This is a genomic window from Peribacillus sp. YIM B13472, assembly GCF_042788005.1.
GTDB lineage: Bacteria > Bacillota > Bacilli > Bacillales > DSM-1321 > Peribacillus > Peribacillus simplex_E.
Genome location: NZ_JBHZPG010000022.1, coordinates 49,904 through 69,928 on the forward strand (window position 1 = coordinate 49,904; position 20,025 = coordinate 69,928).

A 20,025-nucleotide genomic window follows, 5' to 3' on the forward strand; every position below is an offset into this window, starting at 1 on the left:
ATATCCCCCTTTTAAATTTTACATGCGTTCGCTTAAGCCAAAAATGAAAGTGAAGGTATTGTTGTTTTAGAATAGTTACGCTAGATTTATATTTCTACTAATGTTCCCCTATGATAAAGAATTTCCCCATTCAGAATCGTTGACTCAACTTTTAAATCCTTGATATTTTGGGGGTCCACTTTCAATATACTATCATCCAATACTACTAGATCGGCCAGCTTGCCTGCCTCCAGGCTGCCTTTGACATCTTCATCGAAACTCGCAAACGCGCCATTCCATGTGTATAGTTTTATGGCTTCCAATACGCTAATAGATTGAACCGGACCTATTTTCGTACCAGACCTGCTTGTTCTATTAACAGCAACGTGCATGCCTAATAAAGGGTCGTGATCAGTAACGGGAGCATCGGATCCTCCTGCGGCCAAGATGCCATTATCAATAAAATCACGGGCGGCGTACATGTGGTTGACCCTATTGCCGTAGTGTTCAATATATATATCGCCGAATTCATAAGGAAATGGGGGGTTGGGGATTGGGATGACTCCAAGTTCTTTCATCCTCATTTGTAAATCTGGCGAAGATATTCCAGCATGCTCAATTCTATGTCTATGATCTTTTCTGGGCGATTCATTCAAAGCCTTTTCCACGCAATTCAAATACATCTCTATCGCTTTGTCGCCTTGGGCATGGACTGTGATCTGATATCCTTTTTTATGCGCCTGACCTAATACTTGATAGATCTCCTCTTCTTTATAATAAAGAATGCCAAAATTGCCAAGATCACTCGAATAAGGCTCACGGGTAGCGATTGTCGGACCGGTACTGCTGCCATCCGTAAACAATTTAGCTGGTCCGATTTTGAATCTTTCGTCCCCAGTTCCGGTTATGACTCCCGAATCCACCATTTTATTTACAAATTCATGAGAATTATTCAATGAACCGACCATCGCATAGATACGGACACGAATATCGTTATTTTTTATGGCCTGCTGCATTAAACGGAAACTTTCAGGACCATGAGCACCAGCTTCATGAATGCTTGTTATGCCTGCTGCGATGAAATGTTCCGAGGCTATTTTCACTGCTTTCAACAGTTCACTTTCTGAATAACTTGCTCTGTCGGCCATTATCATATTTGCTGTTTCAATGAGTTTGCCTGTAATCCTCCCAACCCTATCCTTTTCAATGAACCCTCCAGTTGGATTCTCTGAGTTCCCATCAATTCGGGCAATCGCTAACGCCCTGCTATTCACCACGCTTATATGGCTGCATGTACGGGTTACCATGATGGGATGGTCTGTTGAAATAGCATCCAACTCCGCTATTGTTGGATAACGTTTTTCTTTCACAGTGGTCTCATTAAAGCCCCAGGCGCGAATCCATTCACCTTTAGGGGTCGTCGAAGCTTTCTTCTTGAGATCGATCAATAAATCTTCTACAGATTTGATATGTTCAGCTTTACAACTTACTGCCAATTGATTGACTCCGTACAATATAAGATGAATATGAGAATCTATAAACCCGGGAAGTAATGACTTCCCCTGCAAATCGATCACATTTGTTTCTTCTCCGATAAATACCTTGATTTCATGATTCGTACCGACTGCCGAGATACGATTACCTTTAATTGCCAGGGCTTCTGCGACTTCATTTTTTTGATTTACGGTTATTACCTCGCCGTTCATGAATACGATATCAGCTTTCAAACAACACACCCCTTCCTTATTGTTTCACCCCTATTAGCACTTCCTCTTCCTTTTTTACTTATCGGAATATTCTGTTTTCAACAGATTCATTATATCCACACCAGACTGTGAAATCATTAGACAAATAGTCAAAAATTTCATCGTTTTTTTATACCTTTTATATAATTATGTCTTATTCCCTATGATTTGCTGATCCCCCTTTTATCACGCAAAAGTGACCAATAATTTCCTAAGGGGTCTATAACCAATAAAAAAGGGATAGGTATAGCTGCTGATATGCTTACCTATCCCGCCTTTCATTTTTTTACAATCCATTCAATCTTCCAATAATGCCAATGGTCAAATACTGTTTGTTTGCATTAAAATCCCAAGTCCAGTAGCGAAGGCTTAATTCACTTTTATCCACTTTTTCAATAAACGTTTTTACCCCAATCAATGCTGCCCCATATCCCACGTTCGAGGCTAATGCAAAGATGGCATTCATCCCTTCATTAATTGTATCCATATATTCAGGTTCGATTTTTAAGATATCAGTCCATGTAATACAGAATCCATTTTGCTTGATACATTTAGAAATAGAGTGATTCATTTTACGTACGATTTCATCCCTTAAATCTAAAATTCCATTCTTGATCTCTTCTGCGCCTTTTTTTTGATATTGGTGTTCATAATCAGAAAACAGTTCCTTGGCCCAATTATAAAATAGTTGGGTATAAATGGCGGATGTTGCCACGATATCAAAATCATTATAATAATTAGCAAAAACACTTTCAGAAAGCTGGCCTAACAGATTTTCGGTTTCCTTTAAATATTGAATGATTCCCTTTTCCACTTCACCACGATTCAGCATGGAAGAAAGGTGGTGATCAAAATCCACTTTATCGAGGCCTGTTACATCGATTTCAACAAGTTGAATTTTCTTACGGATCCGTTCAGGCAAATTCGCCGTACCCTTTTCCATACTTTCCATATCAATATCAAATAAATATATGGAGTTGCATTTAGCCTCCAGATACTCTAAATCCAAATCATCGCAATTGCCTGCACCAACGATAGCCACTTTATCTGCGAACGCTTTTTTCGAAAAAACGGCATCGAATAGCCCTGTAACTTGTATACGATGCGGTTGCCACCGCAACTTTCTGTATTCATCCCGATTATGATTCATTTTTCTTTGATAGATTTCCAAGTCAATCTCTCCCTTTAGGGTACTAACGATTTATTTATTGTAACAAAGTATCCCGATATTTTGGAGGGCGGGCAATTTAGATTTCGCACTGGAAAAGATCGGCTCAATTTCCATAGTAAAATGATCCATAATAATGTTAGAATAATATGGTAATTATTGATATGTAGCAGCGATTACAGGAGGGTGTTCCTTGAGCAAAACAAAAAAGATTTTACTTACTTTACTAGGTATTTTTTCAATCATCGTCGCCGGAGTGGTGATACTTGTGTTTTCATTCACACAGAGTATGAAAGCAGATCCCGCTGAAGAAAAGAAGGTCCGGGATCAAGCTGAACGATATTTAGAAAAAACTTTTCTTGACCGAACGGAAATATATGATGTCCTATACGACAATTTGGGAAACCGGGGCTATTTTAAATACGCAGCTAAAGTGAAACATGAAAAATATGATACTCAATTTCTAGTTTTCTTTAATGATGAAACAGGGGAAATGGAGGATACATTCATATCTGATAAATGGCAAGATGATGCAGAAAAAGAAATCAGGCCTTATGTTGAAAAAGAACTTGGTGACGTATTGATTTCCAAGGAAATGGCAGATATTGCAGAGAGTAATGAGTGGAAGGAGATTCAGGAAGAAATAGGTGATCATAATCAATTACTCTTGGTCTTTGATGAGGAGATCGGGAAAAAATTGAAGATTGATCCGAATAAACCGGCCAGCTATAAAGATTACGAAGTTTCCCCAACCATTCGGATTACCCTTTCACGTAAGAAACAGGACGCAGATGAAGACCGCTTTATCGAAATTATCAATGCCCTAATAAAAGATGGCGTTCTTAAACATGGAAATATGATTGTAGAATATATTAGTACCAATGGTGTGCTTTTAGAAGATGAGGAATGGAGCAAATCTTTTTAAAGGTTTGAGATTTTTTTAAATAAAATACACAGCAAAAATTTTTATCAATTTTTTCTAGACCAGCGGTTCGATAAATACCAAATATTTTCAAACCTTTGACTCCAAGCCTTTTTCCCACTGTTTTCATCCTTACTTTTGGTAAAAAGTACATTATATTTCAGATAATATATATATATTTCGGGAAAATATATTATGCTAACAAAGTGAAATGAAGTGTAAAATCATCTATTTTTAGACTTTCTTATTATTCATTATGAAAATTATTAATCCTTCCATCTGAGTTATAGCCTTATTTTATAAATAAATGTACCTAGTAAAATCTATTCACTAACTCTTTAATACCATTAACGATAAATGTTAATCGGAAGATCCCCCCCCACTCCAATTGAATTTTAAAATTCAATTGGAGTGGGGATTTTATTGTATTTAACGCACTTTCCAATCATACAATATACCCTATCCTGTAAAACTTTCGGCATTTTCACAAAATTAAAAATAGGGATATTAACCCAAGACTTTCACCCTTTTCTTAATCGTATAAATATTCAAAAAAATGTTGAGTTGAGTCATCTATACTTTTACCCTTATACTAGGGAAGAAAAATTGAAAGGGGAGAATTATACATGAAGAAGGAAATTTCAATCATTGGTGTTCCAATGGATCTTGGTCAAACTAGAAGAGGAGTCGATATGGGTCCTAGCGCAATCAGATATGCAGGATTGAGTGAAAGACTTGAAAGCATAGGATACACTGTTCGTGATGAAGGTGATATTAAAGTAGAAATTCAAGAGAGAGCACAAAGTGATTTAGACACAAATTTAAAGAATCTACAGGATGTAGCAGAAGGCAATGAAAAATTGAGTCAAAAAGTGGATGAAGTCATCCAATCAAATCGTTTTCCTTTAGTACTGGGCGGAGATCACAGTATCGCTATCGGGACATTAGCCGGTTTAGCGAAGCATACTGAAAACTTAGGGGTAATATGGTATGATGCACATGGAGATTTAAACACTGCCGAAACTTCCCCATCTGGAAACATACATGGTATGTCCCTAGCAGTAAGTTTGGGTCTTGGCCACCCTGCACTGACTAACATTGGCGGATATTCTCCAAAGGTCAAACCAGAAAATATTGTCATTATTGGTGCACGTTCTTTAGACCAAGGTGAGAAAGAGTTAATCAGGGAAAAAGGAATTAAAGTCTATACGATGCATGAGATTGATAGAATGGGTATGACAAAAGTGATGGAAGAATCGATTGCCTATCTGAAGGAACGTACGGATCTTGTTCATTTATCACTTGATCTTGATGGTCTTGATCCAGATGATGCACCAGGGGTCGGAACGCCTGTAATGGGAGGTATTAGTTACCGTGAAAGCCATCTTGCCATGGAAATGCTAGCTGAAGCTAATATCATTACATCAGCAGAATTTGTTGAGATAAACCCAATATTGGACGAGCATAACAAAACGGCTGAAGTTGCTGTCGCGTTAATGGGCTCATTGCTTGGGGAAAAATTACTTTATGGAGCGGAAGAGCAATTTAATACCACTGATTTACTGGTTGATGTTAAATAGTAGACATCTTTTTAGATAACTGGTATTGTAGAAACTTATGAGAGATTTCGTTAAATAGATGGCCCAGTGGAAATAGCCCCTACTTCAACAGGGTGCTTGTTACCCATTGAAGGATGGTCCACATGAATCCATTCATCCCTAGTTTCCTGACGCTTGGCTTCCTTTTCTTTATAAGCGGCGCTACCTGATATTAATTCTGCATTGGAACCTATCTATCTCTAAATGCAGAAATAATCTCTTATTCTAGGGAATTCAACCACATCTAAGATTCAAATTAAATCTTTTACATTTGTGAGTAAAATACACAAATTCCCTAATAACGTCAGACATAAATGAAACCGTTTGCACCCATCAGGTAAAGGAGTTTTTCAATGAAGACAATAGAAAATCAACCAAATGAATTAAAACGGAGCATGAAAGCAAGACATTTATTTATGATTTCAATAGGGGGATGTATTGGTACTGGCTTTTTCATTGGTTCAGGCTACACCATTCATGAAGCTGGGGCCATCGGGGCTATCCTCTCTTACATAGTCGGCGGTTTTATCATGTATTTAACGATGCTTTGTCTCGGGGAGCTATCGGTTGCCATGCCTGTTTCCGGTTCGTTTCAGACATATGCGACTAAATTCATCGGTCCCGGAACCGGCTTTGCCATAGGATGGCTTTACTGGTTAGGTTGGGCAGTTACGGTCGCCTTGGAGTTTTTGGCAGCTGGACAGCTTATGCAAAGATGGTTCCCTGAATCACCTGTTTGGATGTGGTGTGCAATCTTTGCTTTACTCATATTTTTACTGAACGCATTATCAGCAAAGGCATTTGGCGAATCTGAGTTTGTTTTTTCAAGCATAAAAGTATTGGCCATAATCCTGTTTATCGTAGTTGGCGGTGCTGCCATGTTTGGTCTTATTGATATGAAAGGTGGACAAGAAGCACCATTTTTCTCCAACTTTTTCAGTGAAGGCCTCTTCCCGAATGGAATATCGGCCCTGCTTATCACAATGATTACAGTGAACTTTTCCTTCCAGGGCACAGAGCTAATCGGAATTGCCGCGGGAGAAAGTGAAAATCCAGAAAAGGTCATACCTAAATCGATCAAACAAACCGTTTGGCGTACCCTTTTCTTCTTCGTTCTTTCTGTCTTTGTTCTTTCAGCAATGATTCCAAGGGAACAGGCAGGGATCGTTGAAAGTCCATTCGTTGTTGTACTTGATAGTATCGGAGTTCCTTATGCGGCTGACATTATGAACTTCATCATTCTTATAGCGCTTTTGTCCGTTGCAAACTCCGGCCTTTATGCGGCAACACGTATGCTTTACTCGCTTTCTAAGGAAGGCATGGCAAGTCCAAAGCTCGGTATGGTAAATAAGCGAGGAATTCCGCTTAATGCCTTGCTTATCACCCTTGCAATAGCTGGTTTGTCTTTACTTTCAAGTGTAGTAGCTGCCAAAACAGTGTTTGTCTTTCTTCTCTCCCTTGCAGGATTAGGAGCACAAATTGGCTGGATTGCAATCGCGGCTTGTCTTCTTGCTTTCAGAAGATCATATATCCGCAAAGGCGGACAGGTGGAAAACTTGAAATTCAAAGTACCGCTATATCCATTCATCCCCATTCTTGCCTTGATAGCAAACTGCATCGTCATGATCAGTCTAGCTTTTGTTCCTGAGCAGCGAATGGCCCTTTATTGCGGGGGGGCATTCTTCCTTGGATGTTATGCGGTTTATCACTTTAAAGTGAAGAAAAACAAGAAAGTGGAATCTCCAATGCAGGAAGTTGAATTAACTGCCGGTAAAAAAATGGTCATTTGATCCTGAACGCTGCGGAGTAGAGTAAGTGGTGAAAAGCGATCTTTACAATCCATAAAGATTGCTTTTCAAAGAAGAAAAACCCTGGATGTTTTTTCACACCCAGGGTTTTTCTTTTATTTAATCACCATATCCTGCATAGCTATCCAATGCTAAACCGCTTTATAAATTCTTCCTTTTCCCTTCCATCTTTTTTAGTTCCCCTAACTATACACTTTCTGATCAAAGAAATATTATCTCCCTGTCTATGATAATAGGCATATAATAGGAAATTAAATTTCCAGTTCCATTTAGTCAATAAAAACAAATATGAAAACAAAAAAATCATCTTAATCGATGATTTTATTTTGTGCATATTCCTTTAATCTAGGCAGGATAGGCTCTAAAATTTCCTTGGCTATGTAATCCGTATCCAATCCAATGAAACGTTCACTTTCCATGTCGACCGATCTCGCGTTTTCCGGGTCATTACAAAAAATAAACGATATGATTCCGTTATCTTCCGTCATATCTACATATTTAAATGTAATGTCATGTTTCGTAAGACAACTTTCAAACGCAATGCACAATTCATCTATATCTGATTGACTAATAGATGTGAATTTCATATTGATCATCCCCTCTGCTAAAGGATAGCAAAATAAAGCATGAATTTCAAAGCGAAATTCTAGTCCCATTCTTATGATGATGATTCATCTGACACTTTCGGCCAAAGGGAACATGACAAAAACATGCCCTTGTTTGGAATATCACCCTTTGAAGCCTTTTGATGAAAAATGGCATGTGTATGATTTCCCCCATCTGAATGTAACCAATCAATTTCACTCAATTCCCCACCCTTACCCTGATTTAATTTTTTATCTTACAACAACGATTAATAAGGATTTCCCTAGGCATAACCGCATATTGTATCGCCGGGATATGCAGTTCCTCATGAATATTCCATGGCATGTCTCATATCTTTATACAAACACCTTGTTAGGAGTGGGCCAACATGAAGTCTTTTTATAAAGGAACGCTCATTTTGATTGTCGCAGCGTTTTTTGGTGAATGTATCGAATTTTTAGTGAACATGCTCCTGGCCAGGGAATTACACGAAGAGGGCATGGGGCTATATATGTCCATATTGCCAATTTTCTTTTTGATTTATGTGATTGCCAGCCTTGAATTACATATTTCCATTTCAAAATTCGTTGCGGAAAATAAACAGGCAATGCATTATAATCTTATTATTCATGCACTTAAAATGGCCGCAGTCGTCGTATTGGTAATGTGTATAGTCATGCCTTTCATACTTTCCTTCTCATCCATAATGGACAGATACCATCCCTATATTAAATGGCTGCTCATCACAGTGATCCCCATAGTTTCCTTTTCATCGATTGCTAGAGGCTATTTCATGGGTGTCCAGCAAATGGGGAAGATTGCCTTATCCAACTTTTTAAAAGATATCATTCAATTCGGTTTGCTTTTCCTCACCTTTAATTTATTTCATTTTAACCAGGAAAAATCATTATTGATGGCCTTTTTTGTTTTGATTGGCAGTGAGTTCCTCGTTTTTCTATATTTGATCAACCTTTTGATTCTTCAAATGAGAATCATGAGGCGCGGGACGAACTCGTGGACAACCGGTAAGCATGCACGACAAAAGTTATTGGCGGTTTCGCTGCCCACCATGGGGTTAAGGATCTTTCATGCGATAACGAATGCCATCCAACCCTTTTTGATCCATACTGCCCTTCTCTCGGCAGGATTCGGTGCGGTAGTGGCTACAGAGCATTTTGGGATGCTGACTGGGGTTGCGATGACGATTGGCTTCTTTCCGGCCTTTATCGCGCATTCCTTAATGATCATGCTCATTCCGAATGTTTCGAATGCTTACAAGAAGCAGGATAAGGAAAAATTGAGGGTTTTATTGCAAAAATCGATGTCTTTCACCGTATTATATGGAGTTCCGGCTGTGATTTTCATTTATTTCTTTGCGGAACCTTTAACCTCCCTCTTTTTTTCTTCAACATCAGCCGCATACTATTTAAAATTATTATGTCCTTATTTCCTTTTTCATTTTTTTGTCATTCCGATGCAAGCTTATCTCATCGGCCTAGGTTTAGTGAAGGATGCTTTCATCCATACCGTATGGTCCCATATTGTTGCCTTTTTAATGATGTATATCCTAGGGTCTCAGGCTTCTCTCAATATGGGAGGAATCATTTTAGGAATGAATACTGGGGCTGTATTATTAACTTTCATGCACTACTTGACCATTTGCAAAAAAATCGGTATAAGCATCTTACTGACGAAATCAAGATCCATATCGATAAAGTGAGGCAAAAACCCTTGCTGTTATTGGTTTATAACGATAAAAATTAAAAATATTGAGCCTTTCCCTGTACATATCACCTTCTTTACTGTATATTTCAACATACTTGGGTAATAATCAAGTAAAATGGTTTAAACTAACCATACAATTGTAATGGAGTGATTTCATGAGTAAAGCTAAGGCTAAGAGTGGAACGGGTAAAGGTACGGGCACTGGAACGGGCAAGAAGGGCTGGAATCGTTGGAAAACAAGTGCCAACAAGAAAAAAAGCGCAAAACCATATGTAAGTAAAGGTGTCAAACATTCCAATGACTCAAAAACATCCGGTCATGCTGCAGGTGACAAGACAGAAAAATAATTGCTTGTCCTATAATCCATTCAAAATTTATGTTTGTTCCAAATTCTCATACAGAGTGTAAAGGGATCTGTATGAGAGAAATGGGTCTTATAGATATAAATCACGGGCGATATCCATTAAAGCATAAGACTACAGCTATTATACATATCATCAAAAAAGACACTCCAAATCCCGGTAGTGTCTTTCATTTTTTAATATTTTCTTTTTATCTAAATTGGTTTTTGGGTTTGATAGCATTGATTTTTTTCGGGGTAAACTCTGTACGGAAACCGTTAGTGGCTTTTTTAACAGAGTCTGTAACTGAATGTATCGCTTCACCAACATCCTGAGCAGAATCCAATAATGGTTCAACCGTTTTCATTTTAGTTTTTACATCGTCGGTGATTTCATTTGCAGTTTGCAATAGTTGTTTCGATTCGCCGGACAAATCGTGGATGGCATTTCTCACCTCAACCAATGTTTGATTGGCTTCTCCTATCGTGACCATTCCCTTTTGAAGAGTACTGATTAAAAATACGACCAACCAAATGAAGGCTAAAGCGATCGCAGCCACACTATATTGAATTATCAAGATAAAGCTCCCCCTCTAAATTAAATAGTAGAAACGATTACTTTAAATATGTTAGTGAATCCCGGGGTGCCTGTTTTATTATGATAAATGATGATACTATTTGATTATTATTTGAACCCCCTCAGCTTCAGTTCGAGTTGAAGGAACTGTCGGAGTGGATAAATCCTTAGGGCGGCCTTCCAAACTGGCTTCTTTCATGGAATTGGTTACATTATGAATCATTTCCCCAACATCTTGAGCTGATTCCAGCAATGGATCGACATTTTCCATCTTCCCTTTTACATCCGCTGTAATTTGATTGGCAGAGTGGATCAATTGTTTGGACTCTTGCGTCAATCCATGTACCGCATTTCTTACCTCTTCCAGTGTCTTATTTGTTTCTTCTAGCGTTCCCATTCCTTTACGCAGTGTCTGATTGACATTATATATCAAATACACGACGGCTCCGGAGACACTGGCCACACTTAATTTAATAAACATTTTCATATATCCACTCCTTTCATTTAAATTTATGCACTGTCCCTTCCATTAATTCCCCAAACTCCTTCGCTTGTCCGGTCAGTTTTATAGAAGAACCATTCACCTTAACCTAAAAGAAGTTTAAAGGGTACTTTAAAGGATAATAGTAAGGGAGAGACCACATTATAGGAGGAGATTTGTTCATGTCACATGAGAATTATTTTCTGTTATCCAAACTTTAAATGATTGTATGACCGCGTGTAATCATCGTTATGACGCATCCTTAAAAGAAGATCAAGTAAACATGATGGTGGAGTGCATTCGCTTGGATCGGGAATGTGCGGATATTTGCTCTTATTTAGAACAGGCGATAGGAAGAGGTACACCGTTTATTTCAGAGTTGGCTGTAGTTTGTGCCAAGATTTGTGAAAGCAGCGGAAACGAATGTAATAAAAACGATCATGAACATTGTCAAAAATGTGCTGAGGCATGCTTAAGATGCGCAGAAGAATGCAGGAAATCAGCCGTTTGATGTAAGGAATAGCACTAAAGACTATACTTCCCCCTTATTTACCCATTACTTTGTTAAAGCTATTTAAGGATGATGATGGAATTTATATATTCTAGCGAGGTATATGTTGAAATTTTTTAATATAAATAAATATTTTAAAAATGAAATTTGTAAAAATACCAAAAACACATATTGAAAGCTGCCATTTTTAGGCACACTAGTATTAAAAACAGGAGGATATTATGACACCTCGTAATGTTCCGGCTAAAGATGATTTAGAAGTGAAAGATACCCCCGCTTCACCTGATAAGGAAAGTGAAGTAGCCAAACTCAATCGATTATTAGGTGCGGTCATGCGATATTTATCAGATGATGAGCAAGAAGAAATTGATATAGAGTATCTTCTCGAAAACACCGAAGGGCTGCGGGATTGGTGGAGCGAATATAGGGAGCTTGATCGAAAACGGGTCGAAGAAGAAATAAAAAATTCCCTGACAGCTCTATCCCTTGAAGAACTTGAAAACATCCGTGAACAAATCCGCACAAAGGAATAATAAAAAAATCCCTGCACGGGGATTTAACCAGATTGCAAGGATTTTTTATTTTCTTCTATATACAAAGACTTTAAAAATCATTCCGTCATGCGGCACAGAAATCCTTTGATTCAAAGACCGCTCAATGAACTTAGTTCTAGTTGAACGATCATGGAATCAACTAATGCATCCAATGGATTTAAAACTGTCTTTCCTGTCTGAAGTTCATATCTCTTTGCTGCTTCGACCATTGATAGTTGAGCCACCGACATTGGTCTTTTTTCGTTATTAAACTGGAATAGGAAGTTCAAAATTTCCTGGTTATATCTCTCTCCCAATCCCTGCATAATGAATTCAAAGGCATTGTCGATGATGATAACTTCAAAATCCACAGCCCCATATTTTTCAGCTTTAGCATTTAAACGTTTGACTGTTCCTTCAACAGTGGCAGGGTTCGTGAATAATATCATCTGCGGTTGCTGCAATTGGCAAATTTGCTCAAAATATGGTTCATCGATTTTAATGATAGGCATGGGTAAGGATAGCTGTTCTTCGTTTAAAAAGGCAATGTAGTTTGTACAGGTTATCAGAATGGCATCCACTTTACATTCGGCAATCCATTCGACTTGTTGTTTAACCCTTTTTTGAGCATCCGGATTCTTAAAATTTTCATCCGTTGACACCCGTTGCATCAATCCCGGATCTACAAAATGAAGCCATTCAATATCGAATTTCGAGAATGCGGTTTCTATGTATTCTATATTTGTATAGTGTGCATGCAAACAGCCTATCTTTTTTTTCATATATCTCCCGCTTTCAGTAGTTAGTATTCTGATTATTCTAACACAAAAAGCGGCGTTACACTGACCGTTATCGGCAAAAACGATGATTAGCCATAGCTCTCCTGACATCATCGTGAGTCAAAAGACTGCATCTTAGTGCCAGAATGCTCAGATGGTATGAATCCGGCTCTTGAGCATATATTTATCAAGGCGATAGCAAGAGATAGCATCAGGAAAATGGAACTTCAGTAACCGAATTACTCCTTGATTCAAGTAAAGCATTTGTTTTAAAATAAAAAAATTATCAAAAAGAGAAAAACCGTAAGAGTCAGATAAAAATCATTATATTGGAGAGTGTTCACCATTCTTTATTTAATTGCGATTCTTTTCCCTCCATTAGCCGTATTATTAGCCGGTAAACCCATCCAGGCTGTGTTCAATCTGGTCCTCACACTATTTTTTTATGTCCCTGGTTTAATTCATGCAATCTTAGTGGTGCATGATAAGAAAGCTGATAAACGAATGAAGCTGCAAGCAGCACTTATTGCTAAATCGAAACAAACGACAAAGTGATTTATACAACCGCTAATAACCCGAATGCCGACACCATGGTGCACTTTATTCGGGTTATTACTATTAAAACAATTCGGTTAATTGTATCTGTGCGTCTTCCTAAGCCCTCTATGATAACAAGCATCACATATATGAAAACGTGAGTCATCCGGAAGCCTTTTTCCACAGCGCTTGCATTTTTTTTGATAATTCAACATTTCGTCTTTTAACTGATCATGAACGCCATCACTGATTTCTTCACGGATACGCTCCCAATAAACAGCTTCCGTCCGCTTACCCATTCGATATAAAAATAGTAGATGAAGACCTATCGCTTTATAAGATAGCTCCAATTCCTCCAGATTTCTAGTCTTGATGATCGGTTCAGGAAGGTCACTGTTCTCGGCAATCGCTTCGACCGTTTCCAGCCACTGTCTAATCAAACTTGGTTCTTTTGCCGAAAAAGGAATATGCAGGAAACCATATAAATCCATTAAAGAAAAACGCGCTTCGATTTCAGTATCCCGTATCAGTTCGTAAAGCTCCCTTTCTTCCGATAGAAATGCCTTTTTCGTGCCTTTAGGAGGCTCAAACCTCTCCCACATTTCGAAAAATGTCCCTAGGTTCCGGTAATATTTTTGAAAACGTTCAAACACAGCAGAGGTTGGGGCGATAGTGAAGGTTTGAACTGGTTCATCTACCTGTTCCAGCAACTTATTCATGATTTTGATTTCTGCTGTAAATGCTACCTTTCCGGTGTCATAAATTCCTTTTCTACCCGCACGACCTGCGATTTGTTTGATTTCTTGAGAAGTCAATCTTCTTCTTCGTGTCCCGTCGAATTTTTCGTTTTCAAGAAAAACGATGCGGCGTATTGGCAAGTTCAATCCCATACCAATCGCATCGGTGGCAACGACAACTGATGTTGCACCACGATTGAATAGCTCTATTTGCCGTTTTCTATTTTCAGGAGGCATACTGCCGTAAATCATGCTGACATTATGTCCGCTCTCTTTTAGACGGGACGCGGTTTCCAGTACCTGCCTTCTCGAAAAACAAATGAGGGCATCCCCTTTTTTTGTATACTTCAGTCCAAACTCCTTTTGTTCTACCTCAAGCGGTATTTCCCGTCTGTATTCGTGGAGTTCTAAATCAGCTTCATTCAGAAGGTTCAGAAGCATCATTTTGATATTATTGCTCCCGATTATGTGTACTTCTTTCGCATTTGCTTGCGTGATTGCCCTGAACCATGAAAAGCCTCGATCTTTATCGGCAATCATTTGGGCTTCATCTATGACGATTACTTCATGGTAGTCTTTTTCATGAAACATTTCAACGGTGCTGGAGACATGTTTAGCCCCCTCAACTGCCTTTTCTTCTTCACCGGTTTTTAATGAACAAGGTACACCGTCCGCATTTAATTTATCAAATACCTCAAGGGCCAACAGTCTAAGGGGAGCTAGATACAAACCGCTTTCCGCTTCTTTCATTTTCTCCAGGGCCTTATGCGTCTTCCCGGTATTGGTTTCTCCGATATGCAAAACATATCTTACTTTTTTTCCTAATGATGGAGTATATGCCTTACCGATGATGTCATCGATCATCCTTTGCTCTTCTGCGCGCTTCTTGGCTTGCTCTGCCAATACTTCAGCTTTTCTTCTCTCTCTGTCCTCCACGTCTTTTTCGTATATTTCTTCGTGCAATGTTTCATTAAAATGAATTCCTTCAAGCTTCAGTAAATCAGAAAGGTATTCTTCCTGAAGTTCATCAAAACAGGACTGCGACAAATCAGCCAATTCATCGCTTAGTATACCTTGAAGGGCATCAGCCGTCAGCCTTTCCCCATATGACTCAAAAAAATCATGATGCAGTGCAGCAGATAGATGTTGCAAGTATTTGTCAGGGGCTAATTTCATTATGAAATCCGAAACTAATCTTTCATACCTGTAGAAGTAATTTTCATATTCATAACGGTTCCTTCCCCAACCGATTAATGAGTGAATATCGCCTGTCAGCTCTTCAAAAAAATCGGTGACCATTAGGTATTCGGCAGCTTGAAAGCCCCCCTCTTCAACCAATTGTTCTTCAAGCAAGTATGGATCGACATATTGGAATTTAGGCTTATTCTTAAGATCTTTTGTCAAAATTCCAGCAATATAATATCTGACATGTAAATATAAAAGAAGTGAGTTACTTTCGAAAAACCTATTGGCCTCTTCTTGCAGTCTTGCCCGTATCTTCCAGCGCTGCTTGGCAAGCCGCTGTTCTTCTTGTCGCTTAAAGAATTTTTCCCTTGCATTTTTATATCTCTTCTCCCAATCTTCTTGATTATCAGCAAAGGTTTTTTTAATCCACGTTAAGCCATCAAACGGGCGATACTTCTTTAATTCGTGCCGGAACATGCTATTGATCAGCTTATGATCCGAACCTTCCGTTACAAATCCCCTTTCGCTTAAAAACGCCTTTTTTTCCTTTCTGGGCACATCGTTTGATGCTTTATTTAGCCAAACATTTATCCAAATTTGCTCAATAAAAGTCGTCCTGTCTGATATATAAGCTGAATAAGAAGGCATCGTCTCTTGGTTCTCTAGATAAAAATCCATATCCTGGATTATTTTTTCCTTTGTATTCTCTATAGCAATAGGATATATACTTTCTAATTTTCCCATAATGATCCCCTTTTGAATTATCCAATATGTACTTTATTGCTTCCTTTTATCCTCCCCAAATTTTTTTTATAAATGAGCGTGATACATCCGTTTTATCTAAATTCATGTGCACCGTTATCATGAGAAGGTGCAGAAATGCCAAGTTGCTTTACATTTGTACGCTCCAGGGTAAATAAGAAAAATATTTCAAGTAAAGCACATCAAAGGTACTCTCCCCATTTCATTTACAGTATAATGCATGATGAATAGACTGATCATTGACTTAGACTCTATGGATCATTAAGTGATACCCACCCTGAAATCCAGAAACGGATACAGAAATTTAGCTAATTGATAATCCGGCGAATGAAAATTTAATGATATTAAAAAAATGCCGAACATCGATAAAACGAATCCAACCCCTTAATTGAGTTTAGTGGAAATCCGGACAACTGTCACGGTATTCAGATTCCGCTTTTGTGTCTTTGTCGTTCAATATGTGAAATAACATCCGGAAATCTAAAAAGACTATAGATAAAAGAGGAGCCTGAGAATGATTCAGCAAGATATCAACTATTATAAAAATTTCGATTCTATCGCTAAAGAAGTATTAGCATTATTAGCTCAAACCATTGAGGTCAATACATTTTTCCTTTCTATATTGAATCCCATCCAGAGTTTTATGATCAAATCATTCAATAGAAATGCAAAGTTAATTTGTGAAGGTGACATCCTTCCTTATAATATGGTTTATTGCAAATTAGTTGTTGAGAATGGCTTGGAAACACTCGTTATCCCGAATTTGAAGGAACATGAATTGACTAGCGGCCACCCCGCAACGAAGTTTATAGGGAATGGGTGTTTTATGGGGGCTCCCCTAATAAATGAGGGTGAAATCATTGGGACATTATGTGCATTCGACATTAAACCTCATGTATTTAAAGAATATGATCTGATACTCATTAAGTCTTTGGCAGCTTTGATTAGTCATACCATACTTCTTGAAAAAGGGATCATCAGGGATCCTTTGTCAGGTCTATATAATCGGCACTTCATTGATAATTATTTCGATTATCATAAAGATAAAACAAACGATGAAATGGCCCTTCTTTACATCGATCTTGATCATTTTAAATTTTTCAATGATTCCTTTGGTCATGATGCTGGTGACGACGTTATTAAAAAGGCAGCGGAATGTTTTTTGCAAACCGTCCCCGAAGGCAGTCATGTGGCTCGAATCGGTGGTGATGAATTCATTGTATTATTACATCCATCGCATTGTGAAGATTTAATGAAAAACACTCAGCAAAACGCTGAATTATTACTGAACCATTTATCCACCATGCCCATTAACATTAAAGGAAATGATCATTTTGTATCAGCAAGCATAGGGATAAGTTTTTATCCTCATAATGGTACGGAAATGGAGTCACTTTTGAAAAAAGCGGACCGTTCCATGTATATGGCTAAAGAGTCTGGACGTAAGAAAATTCAATACTTCCACCAGCAGTGAACATCTGAAAAATAAAAAAACCAGTTCTCCTTGGAGACTGGCTTTCTTTTACCTTAAAAAAATCCAACGTTTAGCCTTCAGCCTTTGTAAAAGCTTGAGCAGATCTGCATTTCCCTTATGTATCCGTTTCTCGGATGGTGAAGCGGAGGGGACCGGGATGTTAACTCTCTCGGGTTTTTTGTTCATATTCTGAAAGACCCTTCCTATTCTTTGATTTTGAATAGTATATGCGGGTTCTCCATTAAATATCATAAGGAAAGGAAAAACCCCTTCCCTTCTTATAAAACATTTTTTAATCGGCTGAAGCGTGCAGCTTTTTCTTTTTGTTTCAGGATAATGCGTTCGTTCTGTTTCATCACCTTTTTAGTGTGGGGACTTAAACCTACATCGGGTATTTTCACCTGAGGTTTGATTACGGCAACTGACACGTCATTGCCTGCTTTATCATAAATGCTCATTTATCCTTCACCACCTGGTTTTTGTTTTATGACCATATCGAACATCATGATTAATAATGCTATTAATAAACAATCGACTTCTGAAACGAAGCTTTCTGATTTAACGTCAAGGATATAAGGTTCCATCAAAATACTTACAGGCTGCAAAGCCATTTTTTCTTCGTCATTATAATACGTATCTTCTCTTTCCAATGTAGCACGAATGGTACTGCCATTCAAGTTCGGATGCCCATTTATCACCAATTGCTTGTCCTGTTCCGTCTTGAAAGGAAGGATTTTCACGTTCATCCCTTCCTTTGCTGCATACGCTTGCAGGAGAATGCTCAAATAGGCCAAATATTCCTTATTCGTTTGATAATACTCAGGTATTCCTTCTTTTTTTAGGAGATGAAACATATTCTTGACCTTTTCCCTATTATCCGTTAAAAGTTTGTCACTTTCCGCAACGGCTTTTGTTGCATAGGATAACTCGTTATCGCCAATCTTGGATATATACATGCTCAAGAACACAAACATATCAATCAGGATGAATACGATGGCCATAATCAAGAAATTTTTCCACTCATTAAAAATGCTCATCGGATAGAAATTCCAATAAATCAATGCACCCAGGATAAAAATGATATACCAGGTTTTTCGAATCGCTTCAATCCTTTTACTTACCTTGTCTTTATATTTCCAAGAAAGAATGACATAGGCTAATAAAGCAATAAATACTACCCATACAAAGACTCTGAAAAACATTAACAATCGATTTATCACCCTACCCTTCGGCTGCTACATTCCTTATACCGCTATCTATATTATTCATTATATATACCTCTATTCCCTGCCTAAGACGGGTGAAACTTAAACACTTGTCAGAAGTTTTCACTTGGGACATCATAGTAAATAACCTGATAAATTCTGTGATATGATATGTTTTAATAAAAGGTCTGATTAATATGGGAGGAAGCTATCGTGATGAAAATTATTAAGATCCTCATTTCTTCTTTTATAATATTGTTACTTTTCCTAAACCTCTATCCTCCACTTGGAAGACGGACAAACAAAGAAAAAGTGAGAAGTTTCACTACAAAAGAGAATTTTGCCAAGGGAAAATTCCAAAATCAGATTCCTGCCAGTCAAGCGATGAGTCTTAAACATACTGGTTCCATTTTACGTGATTTCATAAAACCTAATCCAAAAAGGAGGCCCGACCGTCCCATCGTAATTGGAACAAAAGATCCTGCATCTGTGAATTCCAATAAAATCACCTGGTTTGGTCATTCTGCATTCATGTTGGAGTTAGATGGGAAAACCATTTTAGTGGATCCCATGTTTGGCAAAGCACCCACTCCCTTTCCTTGGTTTGGGAACAAGCGCTTTAGCGGGGAGCTGCCTATCGATTTGGATATGCTGCCTCCTATCGATGCCGTCCTCCTCTCACATGATCACTATGATCACTTGGATTATTTCTCAATAAAGAAATTAAAAGATAAGGTAAGTCAGTTCATTGTCCCACTAGGTGTCGGTGGACATCTTGAAAGATGGGGCGTTAAACAAGAACTGATTCAGGAACATAATTGGTGGGATGAAGTTTCATTCAAGGATTTGCAATTTGTTTGTACGCCTGCAAGGCATTTTTCTGGTAGAAGTTTACGCGATGGCAATACGACACTATGGTGTTCTTGGGTAATTAATGGAAAACAAGAAAAGGTATTTTTCAGCGGCGATAGTGGATATGGCAGCCATTTTAAAGAAATCGGCGAAAAATACGGACCTTTTGATATAACTTTAATGGAATGCGGCCAATATGATGAACGTTGGTCAACCATCCATATGGTTCCAGAAGAAACTGTTCAAGCACACATCGATGTACAAGGAAAACGGATGATCCCCATTCATTGGGCTGGGTTCACCTTGTCTTTTCATGACTGGACAGATCCGATAGAACGGGTAACAAAAGCGGCCAATGATTTTGGTGTCCAGGTCAGCACACCTCAAATAGGCGAACCAGTAGTAATTGGTTCAACAGATTTCCCTCAAACAAGATGGTGGAAATGAAAATGGCCCCTTCAGTTTGTATAAAAAAGGTGTCGGTAAACGTTTCTATCATCAAATGATGTTCCCGAACCAACT

Annotated in this window: 18 protein-coding genes and 1 pseudogene; 10 read left to right on the top strand and 9 right to left on the bottom strand. The window is 38.2% G+C overall.

Annotated elements, in window-relative coordinates; genetic code table 11:
* Positions 1-86 precede the first annotated feature (86 nt).
* Together ACFX4I_RS16880 and ACFX4I_RS16885 are read right to left on the bottom strand one after the other, a co-directional pair.
* Positions 87-1,706, bottom strand: coding sequence for an amidohydrolase (locus ACFX4I_RS16880; protein ID WP_377421891.1), 1,620 nt, complete (start codon positions 1,704-1,706; stop codon positions 87-89).
* Between the two features lie 304 nt (positions 1,707-2,010).
* Positions 2,011-2,895 (bottom strand): hypothetical protein, encoded by an 885-nt coding sequence (locus ACFX4I_RS16885; RefSeq protein WP_377421893.1) that lies wholly within the window; start codon positions 2,893-2,895, stop codon positions 2,011-2,013.
* 190 nt (positions 2,896-3,085) lie between these two features.
* On the opposite strand from ACFX4I_RS16885, the gene ACFX4I_RS16890 reads away from it, so the two are divergent.
* The 3 genes from ACFX4I_RS16890 (at position 3,086) to ACFX4I_RS16900 (ending at position 7,202) form a co-directional block, all read left to right on the top strand.
* Entirely contained in the window at positions 3,086-3,817 is a 732-nt protein-coding gene (locus tag ACFX4I_RS16890; RefSeq protein WP_377421895.1) for a hypothetical protein, read from the top strand.
* 623 nt (positions 3,818-4,440) lie between these two features.
* Positions 4,441-5,394: an arginase gene (gene rocF, locus ACFX4I_RS16895; protein ID WP_377421897.1), complete on the top strand. Its 954-nt coding sequence runs from the start codon at positions 4,441-4,443 to the stop codon at positions 5,392-5,394.
* A gap of 371 nt (positions 5,395-5,765) precedes the next feature.
* On the top strand, positions 5,766-7,202 hold the full coding sequence (locus ACFX4I_RS16900) for an amino acid permease (protein WP_230304022.1): 1,437 nt from the start codon (positions 5,766-5,768) through the stop codon (positions 7,200-7,202).
* 326 nt (positions 7,203-7,528) lie between these two features.
* Here ACFX4I_RS16900 and ACFX4I_RS16905 read toward each other — a convergent pair whose 3' ends face one another.
* Positions 7,529-7,807, bottom strand: a complete 279-nt coding sequence (locus ACFX4I_RS16905) for a hypothetical protein (protein WP_230304023.1) — start codon at positions 7,805-7,807, stop codon at positions 7,529-7,531.
* A gap of 386 nt (positions 7,808-8,193) precedes the next feature.
* Here ACFX4I_RS16905 and ACFX4I_RS16910 point away from each other — a divergent pair, with 386 nt between their 5' ends.
* Both ACFX4I_RS16910 and ACFX4I_RS16915 read left to right on the top strand, forming a co-directional pair.
* Positions 8,194-9,525 carry a polysaccharide biosynthesis protein gene (locus tag ACFX4I_RS16910; RefSeq protein WP_230304024.1) on the top strand — a complete coding sequence of 444 codons (1,332 nt, stop codon included), beginning with the start codon at positions 8,194-8,196 and terminating at the stop codon, positions 9,523-9,525.
* 160 nt (positions 9,526-9,685) lie between these two features.
* Positions 9,686-9,877, top strand: coding sequence for a DUF3934 family protein (locus ACFX4I_RS16915; RefSeq protein WP_214794356.1), 192 nt, complete (start codon positions 9,686-9,688; stop codon positions 9,875-9,877).
* 205 nt (positions 9,878-10,082) lie between these two features.
* Here the strand turns inward: ACFX4I_RS16915 and ACFX4I_RS16920 are convergent, their stop codons facing one another.
* Both ACFX4I_RS16920 and ACFX4I_RS16925 read right to left on the bottom strand, forming a co-directional pair.
* A complete protein-coding gene (locus ACFX4I_RS16920) occupies positions 10,083-10,448 on the bottom strand; it encodes a DUF948 domain-containing protein (RefSeq protein WP_230304025.1) in 366 nt (121 codons plus the stop codon).
* Between the two features lie 96 nt (positions 10,449-10,544).
* The gene (locus ACFX4I_RS16925) at positions 10,545-10,934 is read right to left on the bottom strand and encodes a DUF948 domain-containing protein (RefSeq protein ID WP_214794352.1); all 390 of its coding nucleotides are present in this window, start codon (positions 10,932-10,934) and stop codon (positions 10,545-10,547) included.
* 176 nt (positions 10,935-11,110) lie between these two features.
* Between ACFX4I_RS16925 and ACFX4I_RS16930 the strand changes: the two are divergent.
* Positions 11,111-11,439 (top strand): annotated as a pseudogene (locus ACFX4I_RS16930) (four-helix bundle copper-binding protein).
* Between the two features lie 221 nt (positions 11,440-11,660).
* Positions 11,661-11,972, top strand: coding sequence for a hypothetical protein (locus ACFX4I_RS16935; RefSeq protein ID WP_192204734.1), 312 nt, complete (start codon positions 11,661-11,663; stop codon positions 11,970-11,972).
* 110 nt (positions 11,973-12,082) lie between these two features.
* On the opposite strand, the gene ACFX4I_RS16940 is transcribed toward ACFX4I_RS16935, so the two are convergent.
* The gene (locus ACFX4I_RS16940; RefSeq protein ID WP_309518972.1) at positions 12,083-12,754 is read right to left on the bottom strand and encodes a hypothetical protein; all 672 of its coding nucleotides are present in this window, start codon (positions 12,752-12,754) and stop codon (positions 12,083-12,085) included.
* A 342-nt stretch (positions 12,755-13,096) separates the two neighbouring features.
* On the opposite strand from ACFX4I_RS16940, the gene ACFX4I_RS16945 reads away from it, so the two are divergent.
* Complete coding sequence (locus tag ACFX4I_RS16945; RefSeq protein WP_098372280.1) at positions 13,097-13,306, top strand: YqaE/Pmp3 family membrane protein; 210 nt, start codon at positions 13,097-13,099, stop codon at positions 13,304-13,306.
* Positions 13,307-13,383: 77 nt separating this feature from the next.
* Here the strand turns inward: ACFX4I_RS16945 and ACFX4I_RS16950 are convergent, their stop codons facing one another.
* Complete coding sequence (locus tag ACFX4I_RS16950; RefSeq protein WP_377421900.1) at positions 13,384-15,954, bottom strand: helicase-related protein; 2,571 nt, start codon at positions 15,952-15,954, stop codon at positions 13,384-13,386.
* 532 nt (positions 15,955-16,486) lie between these two features.
* Here ACFX4I_RS16950 and ACFX4I_RS16955 point away from each other — a divergent pair.
* Positions 16,487-17,446: a sensor domain-containing diguanylate cyclase gene (locus ACFX4I_RS16955; RefSeq protein ID WP_283932991.1), complete on the top strand. Its 960-nt coding sequence runs from the start codon at positions 16,487-16,489 to the stop codon at positions 17,444-17,446.
* Between the two features lie 278 nt (positions 17,447-17,724).
* Here the strand turns inward: ACFX4I_RS16955 and ACFX4I_RS16960 are convergent, their stop codons facing one another.
* Both ACFX4I_RS16960 and ACFX4I_RS16965 read right to left on the bottom strand, forming a co-directional pair.
* Complete coding sequence (locus ACFX4I_RS16960) at positions 17,725-17,904, bottom strand: hypothetical protein (protein WP_076369116.1); 180 nt, start codon at positions 17,902-17,904, stop codon at positions 17,725-17,727.
* Entirely contained in the window at positions 17,905-18,648 is a 744-nt protein-coding gene (locus ACFX4I_RS16965; RefSeq protein ID WP_230302870.1) for a type II toxin-antitoxin system SpoIISA family toxin, read from the bottom strand.
* A gap of 219 nt (positions 18,649-18,867) precedes the next feature.
* On the opposite strand from ACFX4I_RS16965, the gene ACFX4I_RS16970 reads away from it, so the two are divergent.
* Complete coding sequence (locus ACFX4I_RS16970) at positions 18,868-19,950, top strand: MBL fold metallo-hydrolase (protein ID WP_377421920.1); 1,083 nt, start codon at positions 18,868-18,870, stop codon at positions 19,948-19,950.
* Positions 19,951-20,025 lie beyond the last annotated feature (75 nt).

Bases quoted from the DNA above. Each gene is read 5' to 3' on its own strand.
- rocF (WP_377421897.1), top strand. From the start codon at position 4,441: ATGAAGAAGGAAATTTCAATCATTGGTGTTCCAATGGATCTTGGTCAA.
- ACFX4I_RS16900 (WP_230304022.1), top strand. From the start codon at position 5,766: ATGAAGACAATAGAAAATCAACCAAATGAATTAAAACGGAGCATGAAA.
- ACFX4I_RS16905 (WP_230304023.1), bottom strand. From the start codon at position 7,807: ATGAAATTCACATCTATTAGTCAATCAGATATAGATGAATTGTGCATT.
- ACFX4I_RS16910 (WP_230304024.1), top strand. From the start codon at position 8,194: ATGAAGTCTTTTTATAAAGGAACGCTCATTTTGATTGTCGCAGCGTTT.
- ACFX4I_RS16915 (WP_214794356.1), top strand. From the start codon at position 9,686: ATGAGTAAAGCTAAGGCTAAGAGTGGAACGGGTAAAGGTACGGGCACT.
- ACFX4I_RS16925 (WP_214794352.1), bottom strand. From the start codon at position 10,934: ATGAAAATGTTTATTAAATTAAGTGTGGCCAGTGTCTCCGGAGCCGTC.
- ACFX4I_RS16935 (WP_192204734.1), top strand. From the start codon at position 11,661: ATGACACCTCGTAATGTTCCGGCTAAAGATGATTTAGAAGTGAAAGAT.
- ACFX4I_RS16940 (WP_309518972.1), bottom strand. From the start codon at position 12,754: ATGAAAAAAAAGATAGGCTGTTTGCATGCACACTATACAAATATAGAA.
- ACFX4I_RS16950 (WP_377421900.1), bottom strand. From the start codon at position 15,954: ATGGGAAAATTAGAAAGTATATATCCTATTGCTATAGAGAATACAAAG.
- ACFX4I_RS16955 (WP_283932991.1), top strand. From the start codon at position 16,487: ATGATTCAGCAAGATATCAACTATTATAAAAATTTCGATTCTATCGCT.
- ACFX4I_RS16960 (WP_076369116.1), bottom strand. From the start codon at position 17,904: ATGAGCATTTATGATAAAGCAGGCAATGACGTGTCAGTTGCCGTAATC.
- ACFX4I_RS16965 (WP_230302870.1), bottom strand. From the start codon at position 18,648: ATGTTTTTCAGAGTCTTTGTATGGGTAGTATTTATTGCTTTATTAGCC.
- ACFX4I_RS16970 (WP_377421920.1), top strand. From the start codon at position 18,868: ATGAAAATTATTAAGATCCTCATTTCTTCTTTTATAATATTGTTACTT.